8 protein-coding genes are annotated in these 12,532 nt (G+C 60.7%); 6 read left to right on the top strand and 2 right to left on the bottom strand.

What is annotated here, in order from left to right:
* Positions 1–38: 38 nt before the first annotated feature.
* A complete protein-coding gene (gene fumC, locus L6R21_04430) occupies positions 39–1,430 on the bottom strand; it encodes a class II fumarate hydratase (protein MCK6558425.1) in 1,392 nt (463 codons plus the stop codon).
* 274 nt (positions 1,431–1,704) lie between these two features.
* A complete protein-coding gene (locus L6R21_04425) occupies positions 1,705–3,096 on the bottom strand; it encodes a phytase (GenBank protein MCK6558424.1) in 1,392 nt (463 codons plus the stop codon).
* A gap of 338 nt (positions 3,097–3,434) precedes the next feature.
* Here L6R21_04425 and gatB point away from each other — a divergent pair, with 338 nt between their 5' ends.
* The 6 genes from gatB to L6R21_04395 all read left to right on the top strand — a co-directional run bounded on the left by gatB (position 3,435) and on the right by L6R21_04395 (position 12,284).
* Complete coding sequence (gatB, locus tag L6R21_04420) at positions 3,435–4,886, top strand: Asp-tRNA(Asn)/Glu-tRNA(Gln) amidotransferase subunit GatB (GenBank protein ID MCK6558423.1); 1,452 nt, start codon at positions 3,435–3,437, stop codon at positions 4,884–4,886.
* A gap of 189 nt (positions 4,887–5,075) precedes the next feature.
* A complete protein-coding gene (locus L6R21_04415) occupies positions 5,076–6,251 on the top strand; it encodes a threonine synthase (protein MCK6558422.1) in 1,176 nt (391 codons plus the stop codon).
* Between the two features lie 301 nt (positions 6,252–6,552).
* Positions 6,553–7,542 carry a PEGA domain-containing protein gene (locus L6R21_04410; GenBank protein MCK6558421.1) on the top strand — a complete coding sequence of 330 codons (990 nt, stop codon included), beginning with the start codon at positions 6,553–6,555 and terminating at the stop codon, positions 7,540–7,542.
* Between the two features lie 222 nt (positions 7,543–7,764).
* Complete coding sequence (locus L6R21_04405; protein ID MCK6558420.1) at positions 7,765–8,583, top strand: cytochrome c biogenesis protein; 819 nt, start codon at positions 7,765–7,767, stop codon at positions 8,581–8,583.
* A gap of 212 nt (positions 8,584–8,795) precedes the next feature.
* A complete protein-coding gene (locus L6R21_04400; GenBank protein ID MCK6558419.1) occupies positions 8,796–10,793 on the top strand; it encodes a sigma 54-interacting transcriptional regulator in 1,998 nt (665 codons plus the stop codon).
* A 366-nt stretch (positions 10,794–11,159) separates the two neighbouring features.
* Positions 11,160–12,284: a TRAP transporter substrate-binding protein gene (locus L6R21_04395; protein MCK6558418.1), complete on the top strand. Its 1,125-nt coding sequence runs from the start codon at positions 11,160–11,162 to the stop codon at positions 12,282–12,284.
* Positions 12,285–12,532 lie beyond the last annotated feature (248 nt).

Genomic DNA, 12,532 nt, shown 5'->3' with positions numbered 1-12,532 from the left:
GATGATCAGAATGAAGGGCGCCGCTGGCGATCAACATGTCACGCCTCCGGGCCCAGCATTTTTTCGGGGCGGACGAATGCGTCAAACTGCGCGGCGGTCAACAGACCCAGCTCGAGAGCGGCTTCGCGCAGCGTCTTGTTCTCTTGATGCGCCTTCTTCGCGATCTTGGCGGCATTGTCGTAGCCGATATGCGGGTTGAGGGCGGTGACCAGCATCAGCGAGTTTTCCAAATGCTTTTGCAGGTTGCGGTGGTTCGGTGCGATGCCGGCGGCGCAGTGTTCCTCGAAGCTCGCGCAGGCATCCGCCAGCAGCCGGACGGACTGCAACAGATTGTAGATGATCACCGGTTTGAAAACGTTCAACTCGAAATTGCCGGACGCACCGGCAAGGTTGATGGTCACATCATTGCCCAAAACCTGCGCCGCTACCATCGTCATCGCCTCCGATTGCGTGGGATTGACCTTGCCCGGCATAATCGAGCTGCCCGGCTCGTTTTCGGGAATCGTGATTTCGCCGATGCCGCTGCGCGGGCCGGAGGCGAGCCAGCGAATGTCGTTGGCGATTTTCATCAGCGCACACGCGATGGTTTTCAACGCCCCGCTGGCCATCACCAGCGCATCGTGGCTGGCGAGCGCTTCGAATTTGTTGGCGGCGCTCACGAAAGGATAGCCGGTCAACTCCGCGATTTTGGCGGCGGCCTTCACGGCAAATTCGGGGTGGGTGTTCAAGCCGGTGCCCACCGCCGTGCCGCCGAGCGCCAGTTCGTACAAGTCCGGCAGCACGGCATCAACGCGGCGCAGACCCTGCTCGAGCTGGCGCACGTAGCCGGAAAATTCCTGGCCGAGGGTCAGCGGCACGGCATCCATCAAATGCGTGCGTCCGATCTTGATGACGTCTTTGAACGCTTCCGCTTTGACGGCCAGGGTGTCGCGCAAGCGCGTGAGCATGGGCAGCAGCCGGCGCTGCACCTCATGCACGGCGGCAATGTGCATCGCCGTGGGAAACGTGTCATTGGACGATTGCGCCTTGTTGACGTCATCGTTGGGATGAACCGGCTTCTTGCTGCCCAGCTTGCCGCCGCTGATTTCGATGGCACGATTCGAGATGACTTCATTCACATTCATGTTGGTCTGCGTGCCGCTGCCGGTTTGCCACACCACCAGCGGAAAATGATCGTCGAGCTTGCCGGCGATGACTTCCTCGGCGGCCTGCACGATCAGCCCGGCCTTTTCCGCGGGCAGCAGGCCCAGCTCGTGATTCACCAGCGCGGCCGCCTTCTTGAGAATGCCGAAGGCCCAAAGCAATTCCCGCGGCATGCGCTCATTTCCGATCTTGAAGTGCTGCAGCGAACGCGCGGTTTGCGCACCGTAGTACCGGTCGGCCGGCACTTGTATTTCCCCCATGCTGTCGGTTTCAATGCGATAATTCATGATCCACTCCGCTGAAGTCAAGAAGGACTGCCCGAGTTGATTCGGCAAACACGCGGTCAATATAACCAGGAAAGGGAGTGGGACACAAGCACGTTTTGCCGGTTGGTATCGACAGCAGCAGGGTGGCGCTGCCGATGAAAGGCGGCAGCAAGCAGGGCGGGAATTGGCGGAGATGGCAAAGATGCGCGACATGCAACGCGGAACGGCAGATTCACAGCCGCAACCTGCTCACCAGTAGATGCGCCGGCTGCGAATCTGCCGCAGTGGCCGCACTTCAGCGCAACAAGACGAGTTTGCGCTGCAAAACCTGTTCGCCGCTGCGCAGTTGATACAGATAGGTGCCGCTGGCCACCGGTGCGCCGGCCTCGTCGCGGCCATCCCACTGCACCCAAGCGTCGCCTGCCGGCCTTTCGCCGCTGACCAGCGTGCGCACACGCTGCCCCAGCAGATCGAACACCACCAGATTCACGCGGCCGGGCGCGGCAAGGTGAAAGCGGATTTGCGTGGCGGGATTGAAGGGATTGGGAAAGTTTTGCGCCAGGGTGAGTGCCGCCGGCCAGCGGGAATCCTGCTCGGCAACTGCGGTGGCGGGCGCGCCGGCGATGCACACCGTCAAATAGTCGCGGGCAATGTCTTCCCAGGCGTAGAGATTGAACTGCTTGCCCGGCGAATGATGCGTGACGAGCAGCCCCTGTGGAAATTGCGCGGAGGTCGGGCGGTTGGTGACGTCCAGCCCGTCGGTCTCGGACGAGCCTTTGGTTTCGATGGTGGTCACCAGCGTGTGTTTATGAGGATCGCCGTTCTCGCCTTCGCGGCGATACACTTTCACCGTGGTATTGCCCTGGCTGGATATCAAAATGTAACCGGTGCCGTCGCTGCAGCCGTAGACGGCCACGCCTTCGCGATCGCCGTCAATGCCGTCATCGCTGGCAAAGGCGGTGATCTGTTCACTTTTTCCCGAGGCCGGGTCAGCGTAGAATTTGCGCACCGCCCGGCCCTCCTCCGCGGCGTAGAGATAGCCGAGCGCATCGTCGGCCGCCATGCCCTCCACCACGTCTTGAATGATGCCGTTGCCGAGAGCGCGTACGTACTCGCCCTTGACTTTGCCGGCGCCATCCGGTCGCAGGCGATATTGATGCAGGTTGGTGCGTGAGCTGCCGTCTTTGCTGCTGGCGAATACGAAGAGCGCGCCGTCATTGCGACGGTACAGGCACAGGCCATAGGGCGTTTGCAGCTCCGGCGTTTTGATGCCGGCCGCGGTGGTCAAATCACTCAATGTGCCGTCCGCGGGATTGATTTCGAAAACCTTTATTTGGCGTTGCGCCCGCATGTTGGTCACCGCCACGTCCACTGTGCGATTGCCGAATCGAATGCCGGAGCGGACATCGACATTGTTGGGCTCCTCGACCGGCACGAATTGCAATTGCTTGCCGTTCATATCCCACACATACAATCCAGAGTTGCTGCCTGATTTGTCCGTGCCGATGATCACGCTTTTGAACGGCTGGCTGGGATGCACCCAAATCGCCGGATCATCGGCATCGTTTTTCACCGAGGTGGTCGTGACTTTTGGCGCTACTGCAATGTTGGCGGGGATGTTTTGGGCCTGCAGAACAGCGCCCGCGCCGAGCAGCAACCAGAGCGAAAACCGTAGGAGAGGTGACATCGCTGCACTCCTGAAAATGTAATTTCCTTGCGGCGAAATTACGCTTTGGTGGCTTCCACCTTTTGGCGTAATAGTTTTAGCCGGCTTGCGTTTCCTGCCGGCAGATTTCAGCAAGCTGCGTGCCCACCCGCGCCGGCGTGCGTGTCGCGGGAGTCTCTTCTCAAACTCGGGTGCGGTGCGGCAAAAGATTCGTGCCGCCTCCCCGCCGGCAGGGACGCAGCGTAGCCTCCGGGCCGCGCCGGAGTTGCAACCCACGAGAATTTTTTATATGTTGCGCTGCCGGTGAAAGCCAAATGCCGCCGGTGTTGCCGTTCCCCTCAACAACTCTGCGATGCCTCATGCCCTACGAATCCGTCATCGGTCTCGAAGTGCACGCGCAATTACTGACCGAATCCAAGCTCTTCTCGCCCGCCAGCACCTCGTTTGGCGCGCCGCCCAACACGCAGGTGACTCCCATTTGCGCCGGCCTGCCCGGCGTGCTGCCTGTGCTCAATCGCAAGGCGGTGGATTTTGCCATCAAAATGGGGCTGGCGACCCATTGCACCATTGCCCCGGTCTCCCAGTTCGCGCGCAAGCACTATTTCTATCCCGATTTGCCCAAAGGCTATCAAATCTCGCAATACGAGGAGCCGCTGTGCGAGCACGGCTGGCTCGAGATCGAGCTGGCAGAGGGGAGTAGCAAGCGCGTGCGCATCATTCGTATTCATCTCGAGGAAGATGCCGGCAAGCTGATTCACGCCGAGCCGTTCGTCGACCCCGAGGAAACGCTGGTTGATCTCAACCGCTGCGGCGTGCCGTTGATCGAGATTGTCAGCGGGCCGGATCTCTCCTCGCCACGCGAGGCCGCGCTTTACCTGCAGCGCATCCGCCAGCTCGTGCGCTATCTCGGCATTTGCGACGGCAACATGGAAGAAGGCAGCCTGCGCTGCGATGCCAACGTCTCGGTGCGGCCCGCCGGTCGGCGGGAGTTCGGCACTAAAACCGAAATCAAAAACATGAACTCCGTGCGCCAACTCGAGCGCGCACTCGAGGTCGAGATTCCTCGCCAAATTGCAATTCTGGAAACCGGCGGCGCGGTGGAGCAGGAAACGCGGCTGTGGGATGCCGGCCGCGGCCAGACAGTGGCGATGCGCTCGAAGGAGCATGCCCACGACTATCGCTATTTCCCCGAGCCTGATCTCACGCCCCTGCACATCGACGAAGCCTGGAGCCAGCAGGTGCTCGCCAGCCTGCCGGAATTGCCCTGGGCACGGCGCGAGCGTTTCAGTGCGCAATATCTGCTTTCGCGTTTGCATGCTGAGGTTCTCACCGAAGAACGCGAGTTGGCCGATTACTTCGAGGCCGTGGCGGCTGAGGTGCGGGAGGTGCAACAAGCCGCCAATTGGGTGATGGGCGAAGTTTTGCGCGTGCTGCGCGATCAGAAAGTCGCCATCACCGCCTTCACGCTGGCGCCGGCTGCGCTGGCTGAACTGATCCGGTTGGTTGAGCAGGGCGCGATCAACAACAAGATTGCCAAGGAGGTTTTCGAGCAAATGCTCGCGACCGGGAAAAGCGCGACGGCCATTGTGCGGGAAAGAGGGCTGGAACAGGTGTCCGATCAAGCTGAGATCGAGCAGGCGGTGGCGGCGCTGCTGGCGGCGCATCCCCGGGAAGTCGAACGCTATCGGGCCGGCGAAACCAAGGTATTTGGTTTTCTGGTGGGACAATTGATGAAGGCCACGCGCGGCAAAGTGAATCCCCAACTCGCCAACGAGCTGCTGCGCGCCCAGCTCGCGGCGCCGCAAGCCTGACGCGTGTCCCGCCGCAATCGCGGACTCTGGATCGAAGTGCTTCTGCCACGGCTTGGCCGTTGCAGCAAAGCCCACAGCGATTTCGGCGTGCGCGCAGCTTCTGAAACCTCGGCTCAGCCGAGATTGGAATGGGTTCGGACGTCAACGATTTGACAATTCCCTCACCATCTCGCCCGTGGACAGAGAACAATGAATTCATTTCGTTCTTTCTTTACCCATCTCGCCTGCACGCGCTGCGCGCGCACCTTCGCCAAGCACGAACGCTGCGAATTGTGCGTCTGCGGGGCGCCCTTGTTTGCCCGCTATGATGTCGCCGCGGCGCGCCAGCATTGGTCACCGGCGGATCTGCGCCACGCGCCGGCCAGCTTGTGGCGTTACGCGCCCATGTTGCCGGTACAGGAGGAGAAGCACTGCGTCTCGCTCGGCGAAGGCTGGACGCCGCTGCTGCCCGTTGAACATCTCGCAGCAGAATTCGGCCTTTCTCATTTGTGGATCAAAGACGAGTCGCCGAATCCCACCGCTTCTTTCAAAGCGCGCGGCATGTGTCTGGCGATTTCGCGCGCCAAGGAATTGGGCGTGCAGCAAATCGCCGTTCCCTCGGCCGGCAATGCCGGCAGCGCCACTGCCGCTTATGCCGCACGCGCAGGCATGCCGGCGCATGTGTTCATGCCCAAAGACGTGCCGGCCGCCTTTCAGCGCGAGTGCGAGTTCTATGGCGCGCATTTGGAGCTGGTCGAGGGCTTGATCACGGATTGCGCGAAGAAAGTGCTGGCAGGCAAGGCCACCCACGGCTGGTTCGATCTCTCGACGCTCAAAGAACCCTATCGCGTGGAAGGCAAGAAGACGATGGGCTACGAGCTGGCCGAGCAATTCGACTGGCAACTTCCCGATGTGATCATTTACCCCACCGGCGGCGGCACCGGTTTGATCGGCATGTGGAAAGCCTTTGATGAGATGGAAGGCCTGGGCTGGATCACCGCGCACCGCCCGCGCATGGTAGCGGTGCAGTCCGACGGTTGCGCGCCCATCATTCGGGCTTTCGAGCAGGGATTGGAGCACGCGCCGGAGTGGCAGCATGCGGCCACGGTTGCGGCGGGCTTGCGCGTGCCACGCGCAGTCGGTGATTTTCTCATCCTGCGCATCCTGCGCGACAGCCACGGCACCGCAGTCGCGGTGGCGGAGCATTCCATCGCTGCGGTGACGCGCGCCTATTCGCGCGCGACCGGCATCTTCTTTTGCCCTGAAGGCGCAGCCGCAGTGGAGGCCGCACGATTGCTCGCTGCCGCCGGTTGGATCAAGCCGGAAGAACGAGTGGTGGTTTTCAATACCGGCTCCGGCTTGAAATATGCCGATACCCTGCTGTAGCGCAATCTGCCAGACTGCAAACGAACCAAGCTGAGGAAACTTCGCGATCGCGCTGGTTTGGCCAGAGTCACGCTACCGCCCGAGGGATGATCGATCGACGAAACCCGCGCGTCGCGCTTTTTGAATGTCACGGTTTGCGGCAAAGCGCGGCACGTTGCCGTCGTCGCCCGGCGGTGAAAGGCGGCCAAAATTCCCGTGAACTTTGACGGAGAGTGTGTTGTTCAATGAATGTCCGTTTCCCAACCTAATGTTCGAGATGCCAGCCTGCATGACGATAAACTTCAACGCATCGGAGGACACCATGCCAGCCCCCAGTCGTTACGCTTTTCGCTTCATCCCTTCCTGTTCGCGTGCGGCACTGCTCACCGCGCTCCTGCTGTCCCTCGGGCTGCTGGGGTGTGCCAGCGGCCGCTTGACCACGGACCGCGCCTATGGCAAGCTCAAGCCCAAACAGCAACTGCCAGAGCGCGAAATGCGCGAGCAGCCGGAAAACTTGGTGATCAAGATCACCAACGTCGCAGACGCCGGCAAGAGCTACCGCAACTTCGTTGTGCTGCGCGTGAATGGCCAGGAAATCTCTCCCCTCGAAAAACTCTCGAACTTCACTTCCACCTATACCTACCCGCTGCGGCTGCAGCACGGAATTTATGAGGTCAAAGCCGAATATCACGTTGTGGGCTTTTGGCGTGAACAAGTGTTTGATATCATCACAGATGAGGAAGTGAAGGTGTTGCCCGACCAACGCACGGTTTTGCAGGTGGCGTTGGACAAGGACAGCCGCGGCCGGCTGCGCCAAAACCCGGCGCGCTTTCAACTGCGCTACGAGCCGCTGCTGGCGGAAAAGAGACCCGCGGAAGTGAATCCTGTTGCCGGGCAAACCGGGCAGCCGGTGCCGCGACCTTACATCATCGAACCGGCGCCGGAGACGACTGATGCAAGGCCCATCATCACGCGGCCAGCGCCGGAGGTGATCGCGCCGGCGCCGAGCCAGCCGGCAGCGCCTGCGCCGATTGTGACGCCCGTTCCCGCTGCACCGCCACCCGCGCCTGCCGATCTCGTCACGTTGCAGATCAACACCAGTCCCTCGGGCGCCGAGGTGATCGTTGATGATCGCTACTACGGGCAATCGCCGGTGAAGATCACTTTGACCAGCGCTCAGAACCACATTGTGCAGATCTCACGGCCGGGTTTCCGTGAAGTGGTGAAGATCTTGAATGCCGCGGAATTGCGCGAGCAGCCGCTGGTGCAACTTTTGATCAAAATGGAGCCGGTCGAAAAGGCCCAGGAGTGAGCGGGAGGCTGCGGCCACGCCGGCCCAAAGGATTCGGCCCGGCAGTCGCCGGGCTTCCTTCAAGTATGCCAAGCCAGCCTGTCAAGCGACGGGCTGGCTTTTGTGTTTGAATTCTTGCAAGTGAGGAATATTTGCCTATCTTTATCCAGCCTGCGGCCGGAGTCGCGTGCCCGCGGTGAAATTCCACAAACGTGTTGCGTGCACTGAATTGCTCGTGTGGCCATGATCCATCTGCTGCAATGGTTGGTTGGCGTTCTCTATGCGGTCGCCGGAAGCCATTACATCTACACCTTTCGCCAGGCGCAGGAACAGGCCGGCCGCGGTTTGAATCCCTTCGCACTGGTTGCTGTGATCGCGCATTTGGGGTATCTCCTCCTGCTCAGCCTGACGCTGGGGCATTTGCCCGTGACCAGTGTGTTCGAAGCGCTTACCACCTGTGCCTGGCTCTTCGGTGTGGTCTATCTCAGCCTGGAATGGCGGTTGCGCGAACGCTCGCTGGGCATGTTCATCCAGCCGGTCATTTTGATCCTGCACGTGCTGTCGAATCTCGGCATCGACCTCAACCGCGAGCTGCCGGCGCTGCTGCTGCACGAAATCGTCTATGAAATCCACGTCATCGTGCTGCTGTTTGCCTATTCCGCGTTTGCGATTTCCTTCATCGCCAGCGTGCTTTACCTGTTGCTGTCCCGCGAGCTGCAAAAGAAAAGCACCGGCTTGTTCTACCGCCGCCTGCCCTCCCTTGCCTTTTTCGAATCGCTCAGCAACCGCGCCATCAACACCGGCTTGGTGTTTCTGACGGTGGGCATCGCGCTCGGCATCTATGAAGCCACCAAAATCGCCGAGCATTTCTTCACCTGGGACGCCAAATTCTTCGCGGTCGGACTGACGTGGTTGATCTACTTTTGGCATTGGGCCAGCCGCATTTCCGTGGGGTGGCAGGGCCGCCGCGCTGCGATGGTTTCGCTGTTCGGCTTTGGCTGGTTGATGTTTTCGTTTCTGATCGTCTCACTGGCTTTCACCCAGGTTCACAGCTTTCGCTGAGTCGCGGACCGGTGCATGAAGCTCACGCCCGGCCGTTGCCGCCGGGCCTTGTGAGTCCTGACCGACAACACCACCGCCTGGGCGCTTCGTCATGAGCCAGAGCACGTTCTGCCAGGCTTGTGCACGCCTCAGACGCAAGCGCCCGGGCGGTTTCTTCGTTTCCGGACAGACGTTTATCACCGACAATCTAAGGTTCTCCGCTTTCTGAACATATGTGGTTTCACGTTTCCTACCTCCCTTTTCCGCACACGCCGGGCTTCACGTTGGATGAGGAAGCGCTGGCTTCGCCGGAGTTGAGCCGGCGGCTGCAGCATCTCAACGTAGATGAGTGGCTGTTGGTGGCCGGGCCGGAGCTGTTGGAGCTTTATCTCGCCTCCAACGCGCGCACGGCTGCCGCTGCTGCGCCCGGAGAGGAGGCGGTCAATGCCATGCTGCAGCTTGTGCTGGCCGGCGCCGCGCCGCAGCCTGTCGCCAGCCGGCAGGGCATTGCAGCGGTTTCTCATTTCCTGCGCGCCGCGGTGGGATGGATGCCAAGCGGGCATCTGCAGCCGCAGCACGCCGTTGCTTTGCGCAAGGCGCTGGCCGCCGCCCAGGAAAACGCTCACGCCGGCGTCATTCTCAACCGCCTCTTTCAGCGCGCACTCTGGCTTTCCGAACGAGTGCGCAGCGAAACCAGTTGGTTCGAAGGCACGACCGCGCTCGCACCGGCCATCATCGAAGTGGCCGGCAAGATATTCGGCACTCTGCGCGAGCGTCAGGCCCTGCTGATCGGAACCAGTACCGAAGCTATTGCCACTGCGCATGCGCTGCGGCAGGCCGGCCTCGGCAAGCTCTGTTTCATAGCGGCTGATGCGCGCGAGGAAATGCGCATGAGCAAGACCCTGCCGGCGGCCGTGGCAGTACCGCTCGAAAGCAGCAAATCTCTCCCGCGCGCCGATTTGATATTGATCTTTGCCGCGCTTGCGCCTTTGGTGGAGGGCAAATCTCTCGCGAATCTGGTTGCCCACCGGCAGCATGCCACCGTGCTGCTTGCCGATCTCACCAGCGAAACCAGCGGCGGCCAGGCGCTGGCGAAAGCGGACAATCTCTTTTACTTCACGCGTAGCGACCTCAATCGCATTTTGGAACGCAGCCGGCCCGATCGCCGCGAAATCGAGCAGAAAGTCGCCGGCTGGATTGCGCGTGAGGCCGAGCAATTCCTGGCTTGGGCCAATTCGGAAGAGCCGTTTCATTTCGGCGCGATGGTGGGCAGCAGCCGGCCCATGCAGAAGGTGTTCGAGCTGATCGCGCGCGTGGCGCGCACCGACATCACGATTCTGATTCAAGGTGAAAGCGGCACCGGCAAGGAACTGGTGGCGCGCGCCATTCACGACGAAAGCACCCGCGCCCGTCAGCCGTTCGTCGTGGTCAACTGCGGCGCGATTCCCGAAAACCTGCTGGAAAGCGAATTGTTCGGCCACGTGCGCGGCGCCTTCACCGGCGCGCTGCGCGACAAGAAAGGCCTGTTCGAAGAGGCGCACACCGGCACCATCTTTCTGGATGAAATCGGCGAGCTGCCGATCGCGCTGCAAGTCAAACTGTTGCGCTTTTTGCAGGAGGGCGAGATCAAACGCGTGGGCAGCAATCACACCATGTTGCTCGACGTGCGCGTCATCGCCGCCACCAATCGCGATTTGGAAGAGATGGTCGAACAAGGCGGGTTCCGCAGCGATTTGTTCTATCGCCTCAACGTCATTCGTCTGGATTTGCCGCCGTTGCGCGAACGGCCGGAAGATATTCCCCTGCTGGCCCGCCATTTCCTGCAGAAATTCGCCACGCGGCTGCGCCGGCCCGCGCGCGATTTCACCGGCGCGGCCCTCGCCCGCCTCACCAGCCACGACTGGCCGGGCAACGTGCGCGAGCTTGAAAACGCCATCGAACGCGCCGTCGCGCTCTCCCTCGATGCCGAAATCGATGTGCTCGAATTGCCCGAGTCCCTGCAGAAAAGCGTGAGCCGGCCCGCCTCCGTCTTGAACGGCCGCCTGACGTTGGAAGAAGTCGAGAAGCGGCACATTCTGGACACCCTGGCACATTGCCAAGGCAACTACGACGAAGCCGCGCGCCTGCTCGCCATTGGCCGCACGACTTTGTGGCGCAAGCTGAAGAAGTATCAGGAAGAGACGGAAAAAACGGATCCGCCCGCTGCAGAGCATGTAGCCTCGCCGGCGTGAAGGATGACAACAAATAGCAGCGCCGGCAATACCATCAGAATTCTCACGACACTCGAAGTTTTGGAAACCTCGGCTCAGCCGAGATTGAAGCATTGTCGGACAAATACAATCTGTCTCCAGGAATATTCTCCTGCCTGCGCGCGCATGCCGGCTACCCGCAGAGCGCCGGCCTGATCGCTTTCCTGTCTTGTCTGTAGTTCTTGTTGCGGTCTTCAAATGCGTGCGCAGGAATCGCAGTCTTGCCCGCTCGCGGGGCACTGTGGCATCCGCGAGCTTATTGGCTTTGCCGGCCGCCCACAAAGAGCGGGGACCACCAACCTGCTCACCCAATTGAAAACCGCTGTAATCTTGCCGATCGGATTTCGCATGAAAACCCTCAATCGCAGAGTCTTCCTCAAGAATGCCTCCTCGGCAGCGCTTGCCGGCGGCGCCTGGCTGGCAGGCTGCAGCGCGCAGCCTGAAGCACAAACCGCCGCCGGCGCGCCTGCGGTGCACACGCGTAAAATCTATGAATGGAGAATGGTGACGACCTGGCCGCCGCATTTTCCCGTGATGGGCGAAGGCGCGGACTTGATTGCGCAATGGATCGCGGAAATGTCGGAGGGCCGCCTCAAGATTCAAGTCTACGGCGGCGGCGAACTGGTGCCGCCGTTTGAAGCATTCGAAGCGGTGTGGCAGGGCATCGCGGAGATGAGTCATGGCGTGTCCTACTATTGGACCGGCAAATGCGCGGCGGCGCCGTTCTTTTCCGCCGTGCCGTTCGGCATGAATGCCCAGCAAATGAACGCCTGGCTGTCGTGCGGCGGCGGGTTGGCGCTCTGGGAAGAGGCCTATGCGCCGTTCAATCTCCTGCCCATGCCCGCGGGCAACACCGGCGTGCAGATGGGCGGCTGGTTCAATAAAGAGATCAATTCCGTCGCCGACCTCAAAGGCCTGAAGATGCGTATCCCGGGTTTGGGTGGCAAGGTGATCGACAAAGCCGGCGGCAATGGCTTGTCCACGCCGGGTTCGGAAATCTACACTAATCTCGAGCGCGGCGTCATCGATGCCACGGAATGGGTGGGGCCTTATCACGATTACTTGCTTGGTCTGCACAAGATCGCGAAATACTACTACTATCCCGGCTGGCACGAACCGGGCCCGGTGCTGGAATTGGCGGTGAACAAAACCGCGTTCGAGAGCCTGCCGGCTGATTTGCAGGCCATCATTCGCACCGCCGCCGCCCGCGCCAATGCCTGGATGCTCAGCGAATTCGAAGCGAAGAATAACCTCTACCTCCAGAAGATCATTCAGGAGAAGCGCGTCGCGATCAAGAAATTCCCGGATGACGTGCTCGCTGCCTTTCGCCGGCTCTCAGCCGAAGTCATCGATGAAATCACTTCGCGCGACGCGATGAGCAAGAAGGTCTACACTTCCTTTGAGCAGTTCCGCAAGCAGATTTCCGCCTGGGCGGAGATTTCCGAGAAAGTCTACTACAACCTGGCCGGTTAGCGGCCGCGACGTCAGCTTGCAAACCAGTGAAAACGGCAACCCTTCAGGCGGCGCTGGGAGAAATTTCAGGCAAGACCATTTTGGGCAAAACCATCATCACTGTCATTCTGCAAGGATCCTGTGAGGACTCGGGCACAGCGCAAGTATCTCACCAGATTCGTTTGATTGACGTTTCGAAAAAACACTTCCACGAAGGCAGGTAGCAGACTACGCCAGTTTTCAGACAAGCTGAAACCTGAAGCCCGCGG

The organism is bacterium, assembly GCA_023150945.1.
Lineage (GTDB): Bacteria > Zhuqueibacterota > Zhuqueibacteria > Zhuqueibacterales > Zhuqueibacteraceae > Coneutiohabitans.
The sequence above is the reverse complement of the archived record's forward strand: the minus strand, read 5'-3'. Positions and strand labels throughout refer to the sequence as shown.